19 protein-coding genes are annotated in these 23,498 nt (G+C 50.1%); 6 read left to right on the forward strand and 13 right to left on the reverse strand.

Annotated features, from left to right (window positions below):
* Positions 1-10 precede the first annotated feature (10 nt).
* A complete protein-coding gene (locus CRO03_RS04260) occupies positions 11-751 on the reverse strand; it encodes an SDR family NAD(P)-dependent oxidoreductase (protein WP_097110283.1) in 741 nt (246 codons plus the stop codon).
* Positions 744-1,775, reverse strand: coding sequence for an NAD(P)/FAD-dependent oxidoreductase (locus CRO03_RS04265; protein ID WP_097110284.1), 1,032 nt, complete (start codon positions 1,773-1,775; stop codon positions 744-746). The genes CRO03_RS04260 and CRO03_RS04265 overlap by 8 nt, the downstream gene beginning before the upstream one ends.
* Positions 1,776-1,907: 132 nt before the next feature.
* Here CRO03_RS04265 and msrA point away from each other — a divergent pair, with 132 nt between their 5' ends.
* Positions 1,908-2,441 carry a peptide-methionine (S)-S-oxide reductase MsrA gene (gene msrA / locus CRO03_RS04270; protein ID WP_097110436.1) on the forward strand — a complete coding sequence of 178 codons (534 nt, stop codon included), beginning with the start codon at positions 1,908-1,910 and terminating at the stop codon, positions 2,439-2,441.
* 64 nt (positions 2,442-2,505) lie between these two features.
* On the opposite strand, the gene CRO03_RS04275 is transcribed toward msrA, so the two are convergent.
* Both CRO03_RS04275 and CRO03_RS04280 read right to left on the reverse strand, forming a co-directional pair.
* On the reverse strand, positions 2,506-3,702 hold the full coding sequence (locus tag CRO03_RS04275; RefSeq protein ID WP_097110285.1) for an amino acid aminotransferase: 1,197 nt from the start codon (positions 3,700-3,702) through the stop codon (positions 2,506-2,508).
* Positions 3,703-3,825: 123 nt separating this feature from the next.
* Positions 3,826-4,503, reverse strand: a complete 678-nt coding sequence (locus CRO03_RS04280; RefSeq protein ID WP_097110286.1) for a GAF domain-containing protein — start codon at positions 4,501-4,503, stop codon at positions 3,826-3,828.
* A gap of 159 nt (positions 4,504-4,662) precedes the next feature.
* On the opposite strand from CRO03_RS04280, the gene CRO03_RS04285 reads away from it, so the two are divergent.
* Both CRO03_RS04285 and CRO03_RS04290 read left to right on the forward strand, forming a co-directional pair.
* Positions 4,663-5,058 (forward strand): translation initiation factor, encoded by a 396-nt coding sequence (locus tag CRO03_RS04285; RefSeq protein ID WP_097110287.1) that lies wholly within the window; start codon positions 4,663-4,665, stop codon positions 5,056-5,058.
* 41 nt (positions 5,059-5,099) lie between these two features.
* Complete coding sequence (locus CRO03_RS04290) at positions 5,100-5,897, forward strand: response regulator (protein WP_097110288.1); 798 nt, start codon at positions 5,100-5,102, stop codon at positions 5,895-5,897.
* A 45-nt stretch (positions 5,898-5,942) separates the two neighbouring features.
* Here CRO03_RS04290 and CRO03_RS04295 read toward each other — a convergent pair whose 3' ends face one another.
* The 4 genes from CRO03_RS04295 to CRO03_RS04310 all read right to left on the reverse strand — a co-directional run bounded on the left by CRO03_RS04295 (position 5,943) and on the right by CRO03_RS04310 (position 15,259).
* On the reverse strand, positions 5,943-7,607 hold the full coding sequence (locus CRO03_RS04295; protein ID WP_097110289.1) for a M28 family metallopeptidase: 1,665 nt from the start codon (positions 7,605-7,607) through the stop codon (positions 5,943-5,945).
* A 206-nt stretch (positions 7,608-7,813) separates the two neighbouring features.
* Positions 7,814-9,112 (reverse strand): amidohydrolase family protein, encoded by a 1,299-nt coding sequence (locus CRO03_RS04300; RefSeq protein WP_097110290.1) that lies wholly within the window; start codon positions 9,110-9,112, stop codon positions 7,814-7,816.
* 15 nt (positions 9,113-9,127) lie between these two features.
* Positions 9,128-12,256, reverse strand: coding sequence for an amidohydrolase family protein (locus tag CRO03_RS04305; protein WP_097110291.1), 3,129 nt, complete (start codon positions 12,254-12,256; stop codon positions 9,128-9,130).
* 42 nt (positions 12,257-12,298) lie between these two features.
* The gene (locus CRO03_RS04310) at positions 12,299-15,259 is read right to left on the reverse strand and encodes a bifunctional diguanylate cyclase/phosphodiesterase (protein WP_097110292.1); all 2,961 of its coding nucleotides are present in this window, start codon (positions 15,257-15,259) and stop codon (positions 12,299-12,301) included.
* A 117-nt stretch (positions 15,260-15,376) separates the two neighbouring features.
* On the opposite strand from CRO03_RS04310, the gene CRO03_RS04315 reads away from it, so the two are divergent.
* Positions 15,377-15,829 (forward strand): c-type cytochrome, encoded by a 453-nt coding sequence (locus CRO03_RS04315; protein WP_097110293.1) that lies wholly within the window; start codon positions 15,377-15,379, stop codon positions 15,827-15,829.
* Positions 15,830-15,848: 19 nt separating this feature from the next.
* On the opposite strand, the gene CRO03_RS04320 is transcribed toward CRO03_RS04315, so the two are convergent.
* Entirely contained in the window at positions 15,849-16,499 is a 651-nt protein-coding gene (locus CRO03_RS04320) for a cytochrome b/b6 domain-containing protein (protein ID WP_097110294.1), read from the reverse strand.
* A 51-nt stretch (positions 16,500-16,550) separates the two neighbouring features.
* Here CRO03_RS04320 and CRO03_RS04325 point away from each other — a divergent pair, with 51 nt between their 5' ends.
* Together CRO03_RS04325 and CRO03_RS04330 are read left to right on the forward strand one after the other, a co-directional pair.
* Positions 16,551-18,899 (forward strand): penicillin acylase family protein, encoded by a 2,349-nt coding sequence (locus CRO03_RS04325; RefSeq protein ID WP_170948933.1) that lies wholly within the window; start codon positions 16,551-16,553, stop codon positions 18,897-18,899.
* 209 nt (positions 18,900-19,108) lie between these two features.
* On the forward strand, positions 19,109-20,263 hold the full coding sequence (locus tag CRO03_RS04330; RefSeq protein WP_097110296.1) for a chorismate mutase: 1,155 nt from the start codon (positions 19,109-19,111) through the stop codon (positions 20,261-20,263).
* Between the two features lie 6 nt (positions 20,264-20,269).
* On the opposite strand, the gene CRO03_RS04335 is transcribed toward CRO03_RS04330, so the two are convergent.
* The 4 genes from CRO03_RS04335 to CRO03_RS04350 all read right to left on the reverse strand — a co-directional run bounded on the left by CRO03_RS04335 (position 20,270) and on the right by CRO03_RS04350 (position 23,483).
* Complete coding sequence (locus CRO03_RS04335; protein WP_097110297.1) at positions 20,270-20,602, reverse strand: hypothetical protein; 333 nt, start codon at positions 20,600-20,602, stop codon at positions 20,270-20,272.
* Positions 20,603-20,615: 13 nt separating this feature from the next.
* Positions 20,616-21,008, reverse strand: a complete 393-nt coding sequence (gloA2, locus tag CRO03_RS04340; protein WP_097110298.1) for an SMU1112c/YaeR family gloxylase I-like metalloprotein — start codon at positions 21,006-21,008, stop codon at positions 20,616-20,618.
* Positions 21,009-21,040: 32 nt separating this feature from the next.
* The gene (locus CRO03_RS04345) at positions 21,041-22,012 is read right to left on the reverse strand and encodes a tetratricopeptide repeat protein (protein ID WP_097110299.1); all 972 of its coding nucleotides are present in this window, start codon (positions 22,010-22,012) and stop codon (positions 21,041-21,043) included.
* A 73-nt stretch (positions 22,013-22,085) separates the two neighbouring features.
* Complete coding sequence (locus tag CRO03_RS04350) at positions 22,086-23,483, reverse strand: MBL fold metallo-hydrolase RNA specificity domain-containing protein (protein WP_097110300.1); 1,398 nt, start codon at positions 23,481-23,483, stop codon at positions 22,086-22,088.
* Positions 23,484-23,498: the final 15 nt, after the last annotated feature.

Here is a 23,498-nt window from a genome sequence, read left to right on the forward strand (position 1 = left end):
AGTCGACAACCTAAAAGGGCAAAACGCTGCCATCCCAGTTCAGCAATTGCCCGCTGTGCCGGGCTGTTAACTGTGCCGCTACCGCAGCCAGTCGTTTGGCGGTAGCGGCCGCCGTTTGCAGTTGCCCGGCCGGAATATTGGCCTGAAATGGCGCAGATAGCGCAGTGTCAGTTGTGCCGGGATGGACGCTGACCAATGCTGCGGTTTTATTATACCGGCCAAGTTCAATACTGCTGGTTTTAACCAGCATATTTATGGCTGCTTTACTGGCCCGGTAGCTGAACCAGCCACCCAGCTGATTGTCAGTAATGCTGCCCACTTTAGCACTGAGCACCAATACCTTTACCTGGTCTTGTTTGGTCAGATAGCCAAATAATGCTTTTAAGTACAACGCTGGCTGCATTACATTGATAGCAAAACTTTTCTGCATTTGTGCAGCGGTTAATTGACGCAGAGTTTTCTCCGGGCCATGCTGGTTATCGTGCAACCAGCCCTGACAGATAAAAATTATGCCTGGTTGCCCCTTAAGCGCCTCTGCCACTGCTTGGTTAATCACATTTTCTTCAGCATCTTCCCGCGTTTCGCCCTCAGTGCTGTTCAGCTGCAGCCAGTTCAGATCTGACTTTGTCAGCGAGGCCGGGCAGGCACGGCGGCTAATCGCCTGTACCTCATCTCCTTGTTGCAAATAATGCTGCACCAAACCCTGGCCAATGCCACTACCGCCACCAATAATCAAAATGTTTTCAGACATCAGCTAATACCTCTTTTGCCGCTGCTACTCCGCTTAACCAGGCATTCTCCACCCTGCCACCTAACAGCCAGTCACCGGCAATGGCCAGCTTTAAGCCGGAGCTGTAATCGACCTTAACCTGGGTAACTGCCGGGTTTATCTGGGCATAAAGCCAACGATGAGTCAGGGCGCCAGTGACTGTAATTGTCTGCTGAAATATCAATTCCATTTCAGCTTTAGCAAGCGCGGTCAGCTGCGCCGGCTCTGCCTGCAAGAGCAAGGCAGAGCACTGCGGACTAAAATGCACCAGCCAGTTGTCAGAGGTAGTGGCCCGACCTGGCTTACTGTTTTGCCGGGCCAGCCAGCTGATATTGCCTTCTTTTACAAACACCGCGTCAGCCCGGGTTTGTAACGGCGCAGCCAATTGCATATTTACCGCCCAGCACGGCAACAAAACCCGGGGCTGCAGCTGAGTTATCAGACTATGCAGTTCACCATAAGCAGGCTCACCGGGTTGAGATACCGTTGCCAGCAGTGTCTGTAACTGCACCGGTGGCAACGTTGATATCAGGGCCTGGTATGGCCCGAAACTGTTGTTGTGCTGGTCAAACAAATACCAGCCAGCGGCTTCGGTTGTGGAGTCTTCCTGCAAATAACGCAGTCGGCTGATCCGACAGTCTAAATGTACCGGATTATTGTCCAGTAAAGCTTTTACCGGTGCCTGCATTGACGGACAGCCAATGTAGCGGGTGGTCTGATCGACTGACTCTGCTAAGCGGCCAAGCTCATAGCGATAGCAATCTGCCGGCCAGCGTCTCACTACATCCGCTGCCAGCCATTGTTCAACCTGCTGCACGAATGCGGTACTTCGTGCCGTAAAATACTGGGCACCTAAATCAAGATAACTCTGGCCATTGCGCTTAGAGCTCATCCTGCCGCCGGGCGACCGGCCTTTATCAAAAACATCCACGGGGATCCCGGCCATGTTGAGGGTACTGGCCGCAGCGGCCCCTGCCATACCTGCCCCAATTACTGCCACTGTCATAAAAGCTTCCTTGATTAGCAAACCGCTATGCTCTCTGGTACGTTATGCTATAGCCTGTCGATCTGTAAAATCAGTGGCAAACTTGTAAATAAACGCAGTAGCCAACCTAATATCAACAATAGCGGAGTAATAATGAGCAACGAAATTGCGACTTTTGGTGCCGGTTGTTTCTGGTGTCTGGAATCTGCGCTGAATCAGCTTAACGGCGTGAAACAAGCGATTAGCGGTTACATGGGCGGCCACACTGTCAATCCAGACTATCGGAGTATCTGCACCGGCACTACCGGCCATGCTGAGGTGGTTCAGGTGCAGTTTAACCCTGAGCAGATTAGTTTTAAGCAATTGTGTCAGGTGTTTTTTGCGCTACATGACCCTACTCAGCTCAACCGCCAGGGCAATGACGTTGGTACTCAATATCGCTCTGTGGTGTTTTTCCATAGTGAACAACAGGCAGAAACAGCTCGTAATATTATCAATGAGCTAACCACAGAGCAGTTGTTTGACCAGCCGATTGTGACAGAACTGAGCCCCGCCGGTACTTTTTATCCGGCAGAAGATTATCATCAGGGTTATTTTTTACAAAACCCGGAGCAAGGTTACTGTCAGTTTATAATTGCTCCGAAAATGGCTAAATTCCGCCAGCTTTTTAGCAGCCTGATGAAATAAAAAACCGCCACTCTTAGTTTTAAGAATGGCGGTTCAGTTATAATTGCTGGCTGATACGTTCAGATCAGCCTTTCAGGACAGTGGCTACCGACCTGGCGAAGTAATCGATATTGCTATGGTTCAAGCCAGCTATGCTTACCCGGCTTGAGCCGACCATATAGATACTGAATTCGGCTTTTAAGCGGTCGATTTGTGCTTTAGTGATGCCCAGGAAGCTGAACATACCATGCTGGCGGGTAATAAAGCTGAAATCGTCCGTTACTCCTTCTGCCGCTAATTTATCAATAATCAGCTGGCGGTAATCATTGATCCGGTTGCGCATTTCGGCCAGTTCCTGATGCCATAACGCGGTCAGCTCGTTGCTATCCAGAATATGGCTGACAATAATAGCGCCATGAGCCGGTGGCATTGAATAGATGCTACGCACCACACTTAACAAATTAACCCGGGCAATCTCGGCGACCTTGCTGTCTGTCGCCACTATACTGACTGCACCAATCCGCTCGCGGTACAAGCCAAAGTTCTTTGAACACGAACTGCACAACAATAACTCCGGCACGTTATCAGCCAGATAACGCAGGCCCGCAGCATCTTCATCCAGACCGGTACCAAAACCCTGATAGGCCATATCCACTAACGGGGTAAAGCCACGCTCTTTAGCAATGGCAGTAAAGCGTTGCCACTGTTCAAAATTTAAATCCATACCACTGGGGTTGTGACAGCAGGCATGCACCAGCACCACATCACCGGCCGGGATGTTATTCAGGTCGGCAAACATTTGCTCGGTCTGCAGACCTTTTGTGTTGTAGTCATAATAGGCGTATTCTCTAACCTTTAAACCCGCAGCCTGAAACAAAGAAATATGATTTGCCCAGGTAGGCGTGGTAACCCAGATAGTCGCATTGGGGTTAGCCCGTTTAATAAATTCGGCGGCGACCCGCAGGGCGCCGGTGCCGCCTGGGGTGTGGGCGGTGGTAACCCGGTTAGCCAGTAACACCTGATGCGCCGGGCCAAACGCCAGTTTTTCAATATGCGCATTAAAATTAAGATCACCGGCCATACCAATATAGGTTTTGCTGTCTTCCTGTTGCAGGCGCAGTGCCTCAGCTTCTTTGACACATTTAAGTACCGCGGTATGGCCCTGTTCATCTTTATACACCCCTACCCCTAAATCTACCTTGTTCGGGTTCGGATCTGCTTTGTATTCGGCCATCAGGCCCAGAATAGGATCAGTGGCAACCGATTGTAACTGAGAAAACATAAGGCTCTACCTGGTTAAAATGTTCAATAAAAGTAAGCGGCGTGCTTACTTGCTTGGGTAACTTGTTAGCGTAACTTATTTTGGTAACTTACTTATTCTGTTAACTGACGTAGGGTAACGTACTTATGGTAAATACTCCGGCACGACCAGACACACCGCCACCAGTAACGCCATCGCAGCAGACGTAAAAATGGCTTGTTGAAAATGCTCGGCATCGACAATACCGGCTATTTTGCCTGATTGGTCAAACAGAGGCAAACAGGCTTCGGCCTGTACTTTAGGATCGCAGGTATAATATTCACCTCCTGCCGCTAAATAGTCAGGCACACTGTTGATCACCCGGGCCCGGCCGGACAAACCAACGGTACTGTTGTTACTGATTTTGGCAAATTCGCTGTTAAGTGGAAACTCTGGCCGCGAAGGTGCACCGTAGTAAGCCAGCTTCACCAGCACCTGCTCAGCGTCGACATTCGGCCGTGCCTGATAAATACCAAACCAGTCCTGACCACTATACTCCCGATAGTAGCCGGCAATAGCACTCAGTTTACTCAGCGCAAGTTGGTTAGCCGGGGTTTGGCCACCTAAAATTGGCAACAACGAATAGGGTTCGGCCGCCAGCTGACCAAATAAACTGCAGGCTCCCCCCTCACCCAGCTCCGGCACCTGAAATTGCCAGTGCACCTCGCCGCTTGCCGTCTGCAGATAGTCAGTTAAGCCCCGCCTGATATGTTCAACCTCTGCGCTGATATCGCCATACTCGTCCAGCAACCCACTGCGTTGTAAATATTCAAATGCCTGCATACTTCACCGGGCTATAGCCATCCAGATTTCTAAAAGAGGCGCTATTTTAGCAGAAGCGCTTAAAAAGCCAAGTCAGCCTGAGAAAAACTTGCTGCTATGTCATTCGCTCGGTAAGCTGGCGCTAATTGCAACCAACCCTTTATGGTTTCAACATAGGTTATGGCTCAGAAAATCTCCCTCGCCGACTGGCAACAACAGCTGGGCCGCAGTGCCAGCAACCCTGAAAATGATAGCAGCGACAATCTTGTATACAGCACCGACCAGGGCAAAGTGGTAAAACCCAAACCGGCTGAAACGGGCGGTATTGCTTATCCTGATGGCGCAATACGGCTACGTAGGGAAAAAAAGGGCCGCGGCGGTAAAACGGTACTTACTATCAGCGGTATCGCAAAACCAGTAACTGAACTTACTGAAATATGTGCAGCGTTAAAAAAGAAGTGTGCCTGCGGTGGCGCCGTTAAAGATGGCATTATTGAAATTCAGGCCGATAAACGACAACTTATTGAGCAGCATTTAAGCCAGCTCGGTTTTAACGTTAAATGGTCTGGCGGTTAAGTCAACTGCTGTTGTAGTCAGCGTAAGCTATAGGAATTATCATGCAACAATTGTCACCTTCAGATCTGCATATTCTGCTGGTTGAGCCGTCAGATACCCAACGTAAAATTATCAGTCGCCACCTCTTACAGGAACAAGTGCAGCATATCAGCGAGGCCAATTCAGTCAGCAGTGCCTTTTTAAAACTGAGTGAACATCAACCCGATTTAATTGCCTGTGCGTTGCATTTTGCCGATGGCACCGCGCTTGATCTGCTGCATAAAATTAAGCAAAACCCAAAGCTGGCTGAGATCCCGTTTATGCTGGTGTCCAGCGAGACCCGCAAAGCGACTTTAGAAGAATTTAAACAATCTGGCGTGGTAGCTATTCTACCGAAACCTTTTACTACCGCGCATTTGGGCAAGGCGTTAAATGCTGCCATAGACTTATTAAGCCCCAGTGAGCTTGAACTATCATTATTTGATGTCCATGACATCAGAGTGCTGGTGGTTGATGACAGCAGATTGGCGCGCAACCATATTAAACGGGTACTTAGCAATTTAGGTATTCAGCATTTAACAGAAGCAGAAGATGGCCAGCAAGCTATTGAGATCCTAAAACAGCAGATGTTTGATTTGGTGGTAACGGACTACAATATGCCGGAAGTAAATGGCCGGGAGTTAACCCAGTACATCCGCGAGAACAGCCAGCAATCACATATTCCGGTGTTAATGGTCACCAGCGAAGCCAACGACACCCACTTAAGTAATATTGCCCAGTCCGGCGTTAATGCCATGTGTGACAAACCTTTCGAGCCCGAGCTGGTAAAAGCATTACTGTTTAAACTGCTGGAGCAGTAATGCTTTAAACCCGACAGGCAGCCTTCAGGCTGCCTGTCGGTCTGTCTATTGGCGGTTATAGTCTTTACCAAACACCTTATTAAAAAAGCTGTCGGCCTTCCACAACGGCCGCTGTGGCGTATTGGCTATATCCAGGGCGATATTAAAATTAATATCAGCAAACACCGCGCCAGCATCGTAGCGGATTGGACCATACTCTTCACTTAAAGTGGCAATATCATCTGATGGCTTGTGATAATGCTTGGCAAAGAAGCTGCCCCAGATTTTCGCCCCGTCCTGCTGTGGATCTTTCGAGGTGAAGCCGGTCATTAAAAACACTGCCGGCACCCCTTGTTTTACCAGGGTAAAATGATCTGAACGGGTAAAAATCGCCTGCTCCGGCATCGGGTCGGCACTTAGTGCAATACCTTCTTTAGCGGCTGCGTTAGCAACGACGTCGCCCAAGGTGGAATGATTAGCACCAAAGGCAATTAAGTCAGCAAACGGATATAACAATACCGGCATATCCAGATTAACATTTGCTACCAGGCTCTGCATTGGCCGGGTTGGGTTATGGGCAAAGTAATCGGCGCCAAGTAACCCTCTCTCTTCAGCGGTAACCACCACAAACAAGATTGAGCGCTTTGGCTTTACCGCCAGCTCGCTGAACATCCGGGCAGTTTCCAGCAAAATCGCCATACCGGCTGCGTTATCCATAGCGCCATTGTTAATTTTATCGTCTGAACGTAAGTCGTTGCTAAAGCCAATATGATCCGAGTGGGCAGTAATCACCACATATTCATTGCGTAAATCTGGATCGCTACCCTGCAGTAGCGCGACCACATTGGGGCTGCTGATTTGCTGATGACTACTGGCCGAGCTTAAACCGGCTTCACTGCTTAACTCAAAACCACGCGGATGCTGGTCCGCCTCAAGCATACTGAAAATATCAGCCAGGCTTTGTTGTTCCTGCTCAAATAAGCTGGCAGCAGCATCTGGATGCAGATAAGCCCCCGCTTGCAACTTACTATTGCCATTACCGGGCTCGCCCTCAGCATTCAGCCAGGCTAAGCGTGGCGTATTAAGATAAAGCAGGCTATTGGCATAGGGCCGGGTTTTCTCCTGCTGTGGTGTGTGAATGGTAATGACACCGATGGCACCGCGCTCAGCTGCCAGCTTGCCTTTGATACTCCCCAGGTAAGCCCGCTCTTCGCTTGGCAGTGATGCCGGTAAACCGGCCAGTTGTACGACAATCTTGCCCTCAACATCAAGCCCGGCATAATCATCTAAAGCAAACTCCTCAGACACCAAACCGTAACTGACAAATACCAGAGGCGCGGTCACTGCAACCTCTGTCTGACCAATAGTGGCGCCACTGAAAAACTGCTGCGGGTAGCTTAGCTGCCGCGTCTGATCACCACGTTGAAAGCTCAGTTTGACGCTTTCCTGCTGCAGCCGGGCTGAGCGCAGCGGTACCTGCTGAAAATAACTGTTGTTATCACCTGCCGGCGCTAACCCCAGTGCCTGAAACTGACTGGCAATATAATTTGAGGCGATTTGATGGCCACGGCTGCCGGTATCGCGCCCTTCCAGCTCGTCACTGGCCAGAAACTGCAGGTGGGCTGCAATCGCTGCCGGACGGGCGTTAAGTGGTTGCTCAGATTGATTGCCAACAGAGCAGGCGCTTAGTAACAGCGCCAAAGTGACGCCGCTGGTTAATTTATACAACATGGATTCTCCGAAAAAAGTACCAGTGAGGTTAGGAAGCCGGCTCAAACAGGTTAGCCCACGCCGACACGTCGTGAACCCATCCCTGGGGTCTCGTTTCCGCCCGTCCAGGGCTTCAACGGTCGGCTTAGGGCAAACCTGTTCTCACCTTCAAGTACAGTTGTAACGCTAATAAGTACTTTTAATTACTAAATATTACCTGAGCGTGTTTACTCTGCGTTGTTATAACGCTGCTTAAACCGCTCGTGCAGCTGTTTATGATGATTATTCAGATCGACTTTACGGCCATCAATCCATAAGTGTTCAATTTTATGGCCACGATAATCAAAAATATCACCATCTGACACCACTAAACTGGCACTTTTACCCACCTCAATACTGCCCAGCCGGTCAGAGACGCCGGCAATCGCTGCTGCATCCAGGGTCAGGGCACGCAAGGCATCTTCGCTGCTCAGGCCGTAACGGGTAACATGGCCGGCGGCAAATACCAGATTACGGGTATCCCAGAAGCCGTCTAATGACAGGGCAATCCGGACACCGGCCTGCCGCAACTGGCCGGGTACCGAAAACGCCTGATCGTAAGCTTCATCACCACGGGTGGGCAGGCCATAAGGTGCGGTGTAAATCACATCCACCTTGGCTTTAGCCAGCTCATCGGCTAAGCGCCAGCTGTCGCGGCCGCCAACTATTACTAACCGTACCTGATATTTTTCTGCCAGCAGCATGGCCTGACGAATTTGCCGTGGGTCGTCCGCGTGGACAAATAGCGGCAAGTCACCGTTAAAAAACTCCAGCATGGCATGCCAGCGCGAATCTTTCCCGGTGTTTAAACCCGCTTGTTCCGCCAGATAATAAGCATGAGCCTGTTCAAAATACTGATGCAACTCGGCTAATTTTTTCTGCTGGTTTTCCCGTTGCTTCTCGGCACTGTCCCTTACCCACCAGCCATCCTGAATACTCATCCGCGGCCAGCTAACATGCAGCCCGACATTAGCTTGCACTGTGGCATCCTGCCAGTTCCAGGCATCCAGCTGCATTAACGCCGAGCGGCCGGTTAACATGGCGCCATCAGGATAAATCAGGCTGTGACTAAAGCCATTGCTGCGAATTGTCGGGATCACTACCGAATCGGCGTTATAGGCTACCTGCACCTGTAAATCCGGATTGGTCGAGCTGGTTTCCCGATCATCACGGGTAGCCCGCACAGCCTCAACTTCAATTAAACCCAGCTGATTAATCAGGGCAATTAACCCCGGGTAAAGATGCTTTCCGGTCAGATCTAACTGCTGCGCATCCGCTGGCACAGGCAAATTTGTGCCCACAGCCGCTATTTTGCCGTCAACCAGCAACACATCCTGCTGTGAAGGCGCTGAACTAACACTGTGTACAGTGGCATTTTGCAACAACAGAGGCAGTTGTTGTTTAGTACCGGGTACCGGGTTTACTGCCGCTACCGTTGCTGACGTCAGTACTGTTGCCAGCATGACAATTTTGCTTAATATTTTCATCGCTTATGCTACTCCCTAATGCTGCAGATACTGATGATTGCTGCTATGCGCATGACCGGCATGCTCAGCATCGTGACCAAAACGCAGTTTTAGCCAGTCAGCATTATCTTCGCAATGCCAAACCGGGTCATCCTGCTTGTAACCATTGGCAACGCCATTGCGGGCAGAATCACCTGCAGTCAGCACTTTTTGGATCAGCTGCTGCTTTTCAGCATCCTGAGCAGAGCGCAGCGCAAGATCTTCACTGCGGTCAAAATAACGGGCACCGGCAATCCAGGTTTGTTGCACCTGAGCATAAACCGACAATGGATGGTCATCCCACAACACTAAATCAGCTTGCTTACCTTCGGCCAGCGAACCCACTTTGTCATCAATTTTCAGCTGTTTGGCGGGGTTAATGGTCACCATTTTCAAGGCCTCATGTTCGTCCATACCACAATACATCGGTGATTTAGCCGCTTCCTGATTTAAGCGGCGTAACAGGCCCGGATCATCAGAGTTAACACTGACTAACAGCCCCTGTTCGTGCATCAGACACGTGTTAGTTGGGATAGCGTCATTCACTTCCATTTTAAACCCCCACCAGTCAGCAAAGGTCGATACACTGGCGCCATGTTTCTGCATTTCGCTGGCGACTTTGTAGCCTTCCAGAATATGGGTAAAAGTCTGAACGTTAAAGCCCATCTCTTCGGCTACTTCAATCAGCATTAAAATCTCTGATGCAACGTAGGAGTGAGTATGGATATGCCGCTTGCCTTCGAGAATTTCGACCAGCGTGTCCAATTGGTAATCGCGCCGTGGCGCCTGCACTTTGCTTTGCTTGCGCTTAGACAGTTTATTGTATGCCTGCCAGTTGGCCTGATACTCTTTTGCTGCCTGAAAGTTGTCTCGGATAAAGGTATCGACCCCAATCCGGCTTTGCGGATAGCGGCTGGTAAACTCACTGCCCCAATTTGATTGCTTAACGTTTTCGCCCAGTGCAAACTTAATGCTGCCCGGGGCGCCGGCAAACTTAATACCTTCAGCCGCCTCACCCCAACGCAAGCTGATAATTTGCGCCCGGCCGCCGATTGGGTTGGCACTGCCATGCAATAACTGCACTGTTGTTACGCCGCCGGCCAAACCACGATAGATATTGATATCATCCGGATTAACCACATCACCGATGTGAACTTCCGCGGTATTGGCATGACTCCCTTCATTAACACCCTGCTCGGTGGCAATATGTGAGTGCTCATCAATAATGCCGGGCGTAACATGCATATCCTTGCCATCAATAATGGTATAGCCTCGCGGGGTACTTAGCTGCTGACCAATCCGGCTTATTTTGCCATCCCGGACAATAATATCTGCGTTTTCTAGTACCCCTTGCTCGGTTGCTGTCCACAGCGTGGCATTTTTAATATGCAGGTTTTGCTGCTGGGGCAAGCTTTCCCGGCCAAATGCCCGGTTTGGATACGTCAGTTTCGATACCATCGGCGCAGGCATCTTATCAGCTTTAGGCTCGGTAGCTGGGGCAGCCGTCCGTTCAGCGTTTACTGTCAGCTGACTGCCGTCAGCCTGTTGCCAGCGACCGGTTAATGCTGTGCCACGTAAAACACCGCTGAACTGGGCAACTTCAGTGGTACCCATCAACTTTTGCAGCGATGCGCTGAATTGCAGATTCTGGCCCTGTACCACCAGATGTTTTAATTCTACTTTCTGTTCAGCCAGTTTCAGCTCGCCCTTAACTTTCGGGGCATGGCCGCTGAGGGTCAGTTCAAAGTTATTGCCTGCCACATTCAACTGATAATTGCCGGCAAATTGTGGTGCATCAAGCGGGGTAAACTCGCGCAGCTTGCCACGCAGCCAGGTAGCGACAATTTCACCATCTGCGAACAGGTCGCCACGGCTGACCACGATATCGGCCTGATAACCACTGGCAATTTTACCTAATTGCTGGTCCAGACCGAGCATGCTGGCTGGCACAGTTGTTAATGCTGCCAACGCCTGTTGCTGGCTCAGACCATGTTTAACAGCGGTACGCAGGTTAGGTAAGAAGTCTTCTTTTTTCTTCAGGCCATGGCTGGTCAGGGCAAAACGCACCCCAGCCTCTGCCAGCGCCGCCGGATTAGCCGGCGCACGTTCCCAGTGGCGCAAATCGGCCAGGCTAACGTCAAGATGCTGATCAGGTAGCGTCACTTCCGGTGCAGCCGGAAAAGTCAGTGGCAATACCAGGGTGCGGCCACTGGCTTTTACTGCAGCCAGACGGTTATATTCATGACCAGAACCTAAAATAGCAGCGTTGCTGATATTAAATTCGGCCAGTAACTTGTCTGCCCTTAGCAGGGCCCGCTCGTCACTGGTATCAAATAACACCCCTCGTTGCGGCGCCTTCGCCACATTAGCCAGCGCGGCATTATACTCTACCCCGCCGTTAACGAAGCGGAAGTCTTCTTTGCTTTGCGCCGCCTGGTACCAGTTGGCATCGGCAAATGTCTGACGAATAAGGGCAATGCTGCCCATCAGCGATGACGGATAGCTCTGTTTCGAGCTGCCTTTACTGAATGACATAAACTGCTGGCTGTCAGCTTTCAGGATCAGGTCGTTCGGCAGGCCGCTATCAAGTGATGCAACAAAACCGGTGCCCCTGAAAATACCGTCATGGCGTGCAGCCTGCACGACGGTAAAGCCCTGTTTCAGCAACTCATCGGCTGCTTTGGGGTCAGGCTTAAACTTATCTGCCCAGCGCTGCTGCGCATGAATAGCGTCATTAGCAGCATTGCCACCCACCCGCTCGTTTTCATATACCGGCTTACCACCAAAACTAAAGCCTTCCGTTTTGCCGGCTTCGGGCACACCATACTGACTGTATGGGTCAATAAACCCCGGATACAGGTGATAACCACTTAAATCAATAGTCTGATAACCGTCAGGTACCCCTATCTTGCTACTGACGCTTTCAATTTTACCATCACGGATTAACACCATAGCTGAGGGCAGGCTTTTACCCGGCTCGGTTACCACTGTGGCATTGATTAAAGCAACCCGGTTCGGCGTTTTATCGCGGATCCCTAATTGCGGTGAAGTCTGGTCGGCAATACTACCTGTGCAAAAAGCACCAAGCAGAGCCATGCTGAACATGGACAGGCGAGCTGGTGTCATAAACGTTTCCTGATTTTATTATATTTTAGATATTAATTATATTTAGGTGTTAACTGTGTAATTTAGCTGGCTAAGCTCCTGCTCGGCCAACGGCATGCTGTAAAAATATCCCTGTACTTCAAAGCAACCATTGTTGCGCAGGAATTCTACCTGCTGAGCGGTTTCCACCCCTTCAGCGACTACGCGCAGATTCATTTTCTGGGCCATCGCGATAATCGCTGCGACAATATCCATGTCGTTGCGATCCTGAGGGATATCCTTAACGAAAGAACGGTCTATTTTCAGTTCATCCACCGGGAAACGTTTTAAATAGCTTAGCGATGAATAGCCTGTACCAAAGTCGTCAATAGATAAAGACACGCCGAGACGTTTCAACTGATTTAACTGGTTAATAGCCGCATCGGTGTCACCCATCAGCATACTTTCGGTAATTTCAAAGATCACCGCCCGCGGTTTTACGCCCGTGCGCTTTAACACGCGCTCAACAATCAATGGCAGATCCTGATCATTAAACTGGCGAACTGATAAGTTGATTGACAAGGTCACATCATAACCCCGGCTTTGCTGGCGAGCCAGAAAACGGCAGGCCTCCCAGATTATCCACTCGCCTATCTGGACAATCAGGCCTGTACTTTCCGCTACCGGGATAAACTTAACGGGTGGCACCAGGGTATTGTCAGGGCGTAGCCAACGGATCAACGTTTCGTAGCCGGTAATGATTTCGGTACGGATATCTACTTTAGGCTGGAAATAGAGAAGAAACTGATTTTCGCGGATTGCTTCCCGTAACTGATTTTCAATTTGCAGCCGCTCGTTGGCCGCATCATTTAAATCCTGGCTGAAAAAGTGGAAGGTATTTTTGCCACGGGCTTTGGCTTCATACATCGCCAAATCGGCATGTTTCAACAACAGCTCTTCTTCTGAAGCATCTTCCGGCGCTACTGTAATACCGATACTGGCACTGATAGCAACATCATGGTGGCCTAGTTTAACCGGCTCATGAAATGCCTGCTGTAAATTAGTGGCAATAGTTGAGGCCTGCTGCCGGTCTTTGATGCCGCTTAAAATTACCGCGAATTCATCTCCGCCCAGCCGCGCTATGGTGTCTTCCTCACGCAGGCGGGAAGTCAGCCGCCTGGCAACTTCTTTAAGCAGCTCATCTCCCGCGTCGTGACCGAGAGTATCATTTATCCGTTTAAACTCATCTAAGTCAAAATACAACAGGGCAAAGTTATAGTACCCACGATGGGCCATGGCAATGGCTTTGCGCAGCTGATCCCGGAAATAACTCCGGTTAGCCAGCCCGGTTAAGATGTCGTAATAAGCCAGATGCTCCATTTGCTTCTGGCTTTGCTTAATAAAAGAAATATCCTGCATCGCACAGACGTAATTTAGCAAAGTGCCAATTTCGTCCCTGATAGGGGCGATTGCCAGCGACACCCAGAACTGTCTGGCGGGCAGCTTTTGATGCTGCAGTAAAATATCGCCCCGCCAGTGCTGACGCTCAGACAATGTCTGGGTAATTTCGGTGCTAAGCTGCTCCATTTCATCTGCCAGCAATATGTTAAGTGGCTGATCCACCACGCTGCGCTCATCACAGCCCAGCAAATCGGTCAGAAAGGGGTTGAGGTACTCGATATTCAGATGTGGATCAGTCAGCAGAATACCTGAGCTGGAAAAAGACACCGCCTTGCTTAACTTTCGGGCAGCGCGCTCTGCTTGCTCTTTCTCTGCTATACGGGCATTCAGCCCCGTTACCAGCTGGGCAATTTCGGCAGACATACCGGCAAAAGCCCGGTTTAATACGCCAATCTCATCTTTATTGTTATCTAAACCTACTTGTTGAATATCGCCACGGCTAAGCTTAACCACCGCACCCGATAAGCGGTTCAACCGTTTTAATACAAACTGATAACTAACCAGATGTAGCAGGGCTGCCAGAGCGATGGCAACCGCAATAAATATTACCACCACCCGACCACGAAACTGCTTAAGGGTAGCCATCACCTGTGCTTTGTCGACGTATACCGCTGCCTGCCAGTTAAGATGTTTCAGGGGGGCGGCAGCAAACAAATACTTGTTGTCGGCGCTAACATCTGGCAGCGACGGTTGCAGTGTTTTCCTGATATGTTCACGTAGCGCGGGCTTGGCTACAGGCTCTCCCGGATACAGCATATTTCCTGCGACCTGGCTGGTGTTGATCCCCCCTTCCGCGGCGATTGCCTGACCAGCAGCATCAAACAGTAACGTCTGAGTATGGCGACTCCAGTAACCAATATCATTGGTATTGCGGGTTAGTTCACTTAACTCTAAGTCTGCAACACTGACCCCAACAAACTGCTCTTTGACAAATACCGGGACCAAAATGCTGATAACCCACTCTTGCCAGATAGGGTGATAATACACCGGTGTCCAGCGCGGTAATTTAGCAGGGTTATTGTCAGGAATAGCATCCCGGTAATATAGGTCGGCAGTTAAATCATGTTGTGGATTAAGTTGTTGTAACAAGTCGGCCGGTGCAACCCGGATAAACTGCTGTTCACTGACAAAATAAAATGCCGAGAACTCCTGCAACATTAGCGGTGACAATTGTTGCCACAACAGCTGACTGTGGCTGAACAATAAAGAGGTGTTTGCCTTAAGGTTAGCCGCAGGTATTGTGGCAGCGGAGAAACTGTCCTGCTGACGAACTATGTTATCGCTGCCTGGCCGGGGTATATTGCCGGTAGCACGGCGTTGCTCAGTTAAATAGCGACTGATTACCTGGCTGGCTAATATTGCCGCTTTTTCTTTGTCATCCAGTTTAGCGTCTACCTGGCGAGCGTAATTCTTTGCAGTTCGTTGCACTGCGGTCAGTTGTTGTTCTGAAAGGGCTTGCTCCTGCAACCATAGCACGGCATAAGCAAACACCAAGCCTGCCACGGTAATTGCAATAAACACAACAACTGAGAATTTAAGCCCCAGCGAGTTCATCCCTGTTGGTTTAGTGTTTACATCCTTCAATGAAGCGACCTTGCTATTGTTATAGTAAATTCAGTCTGGTACAACAGACTCTAGCCGAGAGCTATTGTAATTACTTTAACATTATTGCATGCAAAACCAACAAAAGAGAACGAACAAATGAAAAAAGCCATATTTGCCGGCATCGCTGCCCTGCTTATTTCCACGCCATTAACGGCGGCAACTGCCTTTACCGATGCAAAGGATGCTGTAAAGTATCGTCAGGCGGCGTTTCAGCTTATCCGCCACAATATGGCGGATATTAATGAAATGATTAAAGGAGAAGTGACCTATGATGCTGCCCGGGTTCAGAAACGTGCTGATGCCTTAGTACTGGTTACCACTTTACCATGGGAAGCCTTTCAGGTTGCCGGCACCGAGCAGGGTGGTGGCGATGCCAAAGCAGATATCTGGAAAAATCTGGACGATTTTCTGGAGCGTGGCGAGAAACTGGCTGCCGATGCCGGCACGTTACAAGCTGCAGCCCAAACAGGCGATAAAAATGAATTGCGCAAGGCATTTGGCAACTTTGCCCGCAATTGCAAAGCCTGCCACGACAATTATAAAGAGTAGTTTCGTTATGGCGCTGCCGCTACAGCAGCGCCAGTAACGCCCTGCCCTGCCAGTAATATACTATCAACAACAACACTGCCAGCATTGCAAAAAAGCTCCAGCTATTACGCAAACGTGGCTGCGGAGCATCTGAGACCTTTGAATTACCGGTAACCATGGTTTTAATTACATTGTCATGGCGCCAGCTATGCCACAGCGCAAAGCCGATATGAACCGTTACCAGAATCAGAATAATGTCAATATTAACTTGATGAATGGCTGAGGCCAGATCAACCCAGCTGGCCGGCAGTAATGCCACTAGCGGGCCGTCACTCATATAGCTGTTGTCAAAAGTGGCAAGACCGCTGATGATCTGAAGTAGTAACAACGCCAACAAGGTAAATATCATATAGGATGACGCCGGATTGTGGCCGACTACGGGCCGCGCATTGCCCAGATATTTGATAGCGGCCTGCGGACTGGCGGCAAACTGGCTGAACCTGGCTGTCTGACTGCCCCAAATTCCCCAACCTATCCGCGCCACCAACAGCGACGCCAGACAATAAGCCAGTATCTGATGCAGCGCAATGTAACCCTCACTGCCGCTAAACCAGAGCCCGGCCACCAGCAATACCATAGCCCAGTGGAAAAACCGTACTGCGCCATCCCATACTTTTATTCTTTGCGCCATCTGGAGTGCTCCTGCTATGCTAACTTTTTGATTTTATGATAGCGGATCAAGATGATGAAAGGAATTAAATGGCTGCTGCTAACAACCGTGGTAATTATTTTTGGGGTAGCTGTAACCAGTTATTTCTGGCTGAGACTCAGTTTACCGCTGTACCAGGGTGAGTATCCGGCAGCCGTGGCCAACCCGGTTAATCTTGACCGTGATGCCCTGGGTTACCTGAGTGTTTCCGCTGCCGATCGCAATGATGCAGCTTATGGTATGGGTTTTGCGCATGCCCAGGAACGTTTTTTTCAGATGGACCTGGCCAGGCGCAGCGCCTCAGGCACATTAGCCGAGTTATTTGGTGAGCGGGCACTGGCCACTGATATTGAACGGCGCCGTCACCGCTTTGCTGAACGGGCGGCAACCACTTTGACAGAGTTTTCAGCAGCAGACTTGCAGATCCTCAGTGCCTACAGCCGTGGGGTGAATGATGGCCTGGCATCATTAGCTTCAGTGCCTTTTGAATATCATCTGCTAGGTGCTGACGCCATGCCTTGGCAGGAAACCGATTCTATTCTGGTAATTTATAATATGTATCTGGAGTTGCAGGGCAAGATGGGCCGGGATGAATATGCCATGACGGTCTTGCGTCAGGCGATACCAGAGTCCTGGTTTCAGTTTTTACAACAGCACAGCAGCGACTGGCAGGCGGCAATTGATAATTCAGAAGTGACTCCGGTAAGCCTGCCCGATGCCCCTTATCCGGAGGTTTTACGCGCCGCGGGGCCATGCATTGAATGCACCCCGAAAGACAGCGCTGATTTAGGCAGCAACAATATGGCGGTAATGGGCCGGCTAACCAGCCACGGCAAAGCAATTGTTGCTAACGATATGCATTTAACTATCAGAGCACCCGGCACCTGGTATAAGGTGCAATTGAACTGGCGTCAGGACAATGAGTGGCAACAGGTAACAGGATTAAGTCTGGCCGGCGCGCCCGCTATTGTGGTAGGCAGCAACGGTCATATTGCCTGGGGCTTTACCAATAGTACTGCTGATTGGCACGATTTAATTAAACTGCAGCTATCAGAGGACGGTAAATCCTATTTAACTGAACATGGCTGGCAGCCGCTGCAAAACCACTACGAGACTATTAAAATTAAAGGCGCTGAAGATTACTCACTACAGTTGCAGGAAACCCAATGGGGACCTTTCATTAACTATGGTGAGCATACATTTGCCTTGCGCTGGGTGGCTTACGATAACAATGCGGTAAATTTTAATTTGCTTAAATTAGAAACCACCAGGACCACAGAACAAGCGCTGGCGTTGGGGGCTATCACCGGTATTCCGACCCAGAACCTGTTAGTTGCCGATAAAGATGGCAATATTGGCTGGACGCCACTGGGGCCTTTGCCCGGACGGCAGGTAACAGACTGGGATACCGCCCAGGACTGGAGCGACGGCAGTAATTTCTGGTCCGCAAACCTTAGCTCAGAGCAGTATCCGCGGATCTACAACCCTGAAGCCGGCGTGTTGTGGACCGCCAATGCCCGCAGTGTTGGCGGCGAGGCTTATCGTTTACTGGGCAATGGCGGCTATGATTTAGGCGCCCGCGGCCAGCAAATACGCAATAACCTGCTTAATAAGGGCCAGCTGGATGAGCAGGCAATGCACCAGATCCAATTAGATAATCGCGCCCTGTTTTTAGGTCGCTGGCAACAACTGCTGCTGGACGTGCTGACACCTGAAGTCACTGCCGAACATCAACTGGCAGAGTATCGTTTATTGCTCAGCCAGAGTAGCCGCTATGCTGCCGCTGATGATATTGGCTATACCCTGGTGCAGCAGTTCCGGCAGCAAACCATAGAACTGCTGTTTGCCCCTTTATCTGCGCTGCTTGAACAACAAGGCAGCCGCAGCGCCAACTTAAAATTTTCATTGGAAACGCCTGCCTGGGCCATGTTGCAGGCTCGCCGCACAGACACCCTGCCGGCTGGTTTTTCTGACTGGTCGCAATTATTGGTCAAGGCGGTACTCGATAGTAAACAACAACTGGAACAACAACATGGCAGTCTGCAGGACAGCCGCTGGGGTAGACAGAACCAGGCAAAAATCCGCCATCCGCTAAGTAGCGCTATTCCGCTGATTGGTGACTGGCTGAATATGCCAGCGTCTGAGTTTGCCGGTGATCGCCATATGCCCCGGGTGCAACTGCCCTCCTTTGGCCAGTCACAACGGATGGTCGTGGCGCCTGGTCATGAACAGGATGGTATTCTGACTATCCCTGCCGGCCAGTCAGGCCATCCATTATCGCCGTTTTACCGGGCCGATCATCAATACTGGTTAAATGAAGTAGCGTTGCCGTTTTTACCCGGACCGAAAAAATACCAGTTAAGGTTGGTACCTGATGCTTGACTTTGGCCATCCAGACGGATTATGGTGCTAGGTATGAAAATAATTAATCGCACTCTCGGTTTTGTTAGCTTTACCACCCCTTAGGGGAGGTAACTGGCCGTGCGTGCACAAATGGCAAGAAACCTCCCCTAAGGGAGGTTTTTTTTTGCGCGAAATCTTTATCCATTTATTTTGCTGCTTACTGGCAGATTTATTAAAAAGGAAACATCATGGAACTGGACGATATTCGCCAGGCAATCAGTAGCACCGACCAACAATTACTGCAATTACTGGCGAAACGACGTGAACTGGCGCTGGCCGTAGCAGATGCAAAGCTGGGTCAGAATAAGCCCATTCGCGATCAGAAACGCGAACAGGAGTTGCTGCTATCACTGATTGCTCAGGGTAAAGCGCTGGGCATAGATGCACAGTACGTTACCCGCATTTATCATGTCATTATTGAAGACTCAGTACTGCAGCAACAAGCCAAGGTACAGGGACAGTTAAATGGCGAAAACGGCCCCAGCGTGCGGGTTGCCTTTCTTGGCGGTCAGGGCTCTTACAGTTACTGGGCTACTCAGAAATACTTTACCCGCCGGGCAGAAAGGATTATTGAGCTTGGCTGTGATAGCTTTAACGAAATTGTTCAAGCGGTGGAAACCGGCCATGCCGAGTATGCCCTGCTACCCATAGAAAATACCTCCTCAGGCTCAATTAACGAGGTATTCGATCTGTTGCAACATACCCGTTTATCTATTGTTGGCGAGCTGACCCATCCTATCGCGCATTGTTTGTTGGGGATCCCTGGGGCGGAGCTGAGTAAGGTGCGTCAGGTGTGTGCTCACCCACAGGTTATCGCCCAGTGCAGCCAGTATTTGCTGGGGTTGTCGAATGTGAAAATCGATTACTGTGACAGTTCATCAGCGGCTTTTGTCAAAGTAAAAGAGCGGCAAGACCCAACTGTTATTGCCATTGGCGGTGAAGAAGGCGGCCAGTTGTATGGGCTTGAGGTGCTGGCGCGGGATTTAGCTAACCAAAAAGACAATGTCAGCCGCTTTATTGTGGTCGCCCGCAAACCAGTTAGCGTAGCCAAAGCCATCCCTGCTAAAACCACATTTATAATGTACACCGGCCAGCAACCGGGCGCTTTGGTCGAGGCGTTACTGGTATTAAAACAACATGGTATCAGTATGGCCAAGCTGGAATCACGACCAATTCCGGGCAACCCGTGGGAAGAGATGTTTTACGTGGATGTTTTCGCCAATCTGGCAGACTATGCTATGACCCGTGCCCTGGAAGAGCTGAACAATATAACCAAATTCGTCAAAGTATTAGGCTGCTACCCCAGTGAGGACATTGAGCCAACGCAGGTCAGCGCCAGCTGACTCAGCTCAGCTCAGCAGACTGTAAGCGGCAATAACAATGGCGACAACTGAAATCAATGCACTGCCGATAACTAACAACTTATAAGTAGTGATCTGGCGCTCGGCCTCTTTGGAGGCCTGCTCAGCCAGTGCTATTACCTTTTGCAACTGCTCAGCAAGGGTGTGCAGTGACTGAGCGTTTTTAGTTACAGCCTGCTGCAATTCACTGATTTGCTGAGCCTGCACCGGATCGGCTTTTGCTGCTGCAGGTTTAGCGGTAAAAGCTGGGATAGCTGTAGTGGCAATAGTTGTCAGATAAGGCCCTAACACTTTAATAAGTGGAATAAGTTGTAATGCCATGTCGTCTCCTGTGCTACTGCTGATATAACTCTAAAGGCAGGCCATCCGGGTCCTGAAAAAAGGTAAAGGCTTTACCGGTATATTCGTCAATGCGCACCGGCTCTACCTTAACGCCATTTGCTGTTAAATAAGCAACGTAGTCTGCCAGGTTTGCTACTTTAAATGCCAGATGACGCAATCCCTGCGCCTCTGGCTGGCTGGGCCTGACCGGCGGATTGGGAAAACTGAATAGTTCCAGCTTGCTACCATCGGCAAGTTGTAAATCGAGCTTCCACGATTCACGCTCCGACCGGTAGTTTTCAGCAATTATCTGGATACCCAGTAATTTATTGTAAAAAGCCTTACTGCGCGGATAATCACTGCAAATTATTGCCACATGGTGAATACCGCCAAGCTTTGCGACCATTAGTTAGGCTCCATCAGCATAGCCCTGTTAGTTCAGAGGATTTTTTTAATTTCAGACTTCAGGTTGTCATCCCGGGTTGTGTCCAGCAGTGGTATTAAAATCGCTTCAGCCTGGTGCCGCTGATCCTGCGCCAGATACAACTGGCTTAACCGGAACTGCGCCCATTCGTTAAAGTCCTGCAGGCTGCCATCTGCTAAAAACTCGGTCAATGCATCGATACCCTGCTGATACTCTGCTTTCGCCATCACACTGGCCCGGCCAAGCTGATACAACGCCAGTAAGCGGTTGCGCTTGCCATCATCATCAGCAACAGCTTGCTGGCTGGCTTTGCTGAATTCAGCCATCGCGGCCGGGTAATCACGACTTTGTGCCAGTTGAATACCGCGCATAAAGTACGGCTCAGGCCGGCTTTGCAACAACTCACTGTTATTTATTAATTGTTCTGCGGCAGCCGTATCTTCTGCACTGAATAATACTTCCAGCTGCAACAGCTGACCCTGCAATGGATCTTGTTGTTCTAATCTTGCGGCGATTGCCAGTGCCTGCTCCTTATCACCGCCGGCAATACCGGGGGCCTGGGCATAATATTTACCCAATGCTTTCAGGTAGCCGGTCTCTGCCGGAGCAAGAGATACAGCTTGTTCAAAAGCTTTGCGGCAGCGCTTAGCATACCCCAGGGCACTGAACATACTGGCTTGCTGAGCACTGTCGCAACTCGCCCGGCCAAACCAGAACTGATAGCGGGCGTTGTCGGCTTCAATTTTTATCGCTCTGGCCAGCAATTCCTCTGCCTCAGAAGCTTGCCCCAGCTCCAGTTCGCTGCGCCCGAGCGCTGCCAGCAACCAGGCATCTTTGGTTTGGCGATTAACTTTATCCACCAACAGCACTTTAGCAGCGGCAAAGTCATCTTGCTGCCACAATGCTGCAACTTCATGTTGCAGTTCTACAGGCTCGGCGCTCAGTCCAAGACTAAGCAGTAAGGCAGCTATCGTTATCCGTTTCATGACAGTCCTTTTTTCAATTCAGTCCCGCATTGTACCCGCTGACAACCATTTGCCAATGCTAAAACATATCCGGTTACAACTTAATACTGTCACCTTTGGCAGGGATCAGGGCATTGATGCCCAGCTGCTGCAATTTTTCCTGCAACACCTGCTGCGCTTCCGGCTCACCATGCACCAGGTAAAATTGGGGCTGGCCACCGATGGCTTCAGCCCAGGCCAGCAACTCACTCTGACCGGCATGGGCTGAGAAGCCGCCAATGGTATGCACCTGAGCTTTCACCACGATATCCTGGCCAAACATTTTAACCCGCTTTTCACCGTCAACCAGTCGTCGGCCCAGGGTGCCACGAGCCTGAAAGCCAACAAATATAAGGTGATTGGTATTTTTCCACAGATTATGTTTAAAGTGATGCACTATCCGGCCACCGTTACACATACCACTGCCTGCGATAATAATGGCACCATGAGTTACCCGGTTAATTGCCATAGAGTCTTCAACTTTCGGTGTCAGTTTTAACATCGGCAGTAATTGTTGCAGGCTGCGCCCGGCACCTAATTTGTCTAAGTCGGCCTGATCAAGCGCATGCAGGTAATCGTTATAAATATTAGTAATGCTGATGGCCATCGGGCTATCTAAAAAGATTGCCTGCTGCTTTAAACGTCCCTGATGATGCAACAGTGCCAGGTAGTACAGTACTTCCTGCGAGCGACCTAACGCAAAAGCGGGAATAAATACATTGCCACCATCGTGGTAAGCCTGCTCCAGCGCAGTTGCAAACTCCTCCACTGTATTGTCTATGGTTTGGTGGTCGCGGTTACCGTAGGTACTTTCCAGCAATACAATATCTGCCTGACCAATCTCTGTTGGGTCATGCATTAACACCGTGGCAGGATTGCCTAGATCACCCGAAAACACCAGCTTACGCATTGCCTGAGGCCCCTTTATCCACAGTTGGACAATAGCCGAACCCAGAATATGTCCGGCATCAGCAAATTCAAGCTCCAACCCGGGCAGAGGCACCAGTCGCTTGCGATAAGTCAGCGGTTGCACCAGTTCACTTACCCGCTCGGCATCAGCCACTGTCATTACCGGGTCATGCTGCTTTTTGCCACCACGCGCTGCTTTTTTGTTCTGCCATTCCAAATCTTTTAAATACAGGCCGACCGAGTCTTTCAGTAATACCGGCAATAGCTCTGCTGTGCCAGGTGTACAAATTATTTTGCCTTTAAAGCCTTTGGCAACCAGTAGTGGCAGCAAGCCGCTGTGATCAATATGGGCATGAGATAAAATAACCAGATCAATATCTTTAGGTTTAAAAGCAAACCGGAATTTATGCCACTCCCTTACCTGATCAGCGCCCTGCGTCATGCCGCAGTCCAGCAAAATACGCTGTTGATTATGTTCGATAAGATAGCAGGAACCGGTCACCTGACCGGCAGCGCCCAAAAAAGTTAAATTGGCTACAGACATATTGGCATCCCTTTA

This window comes from Arsukibacterium tuosuense, assembly GCF_900215315.1.
GTDB classification, from domain to species: Bacteria; Pseudomonadota; Gammaproteobacteria; order Enterobacterales; family Alteromonadaceae; genus Alishewanella; species Alishewanella tuosuense.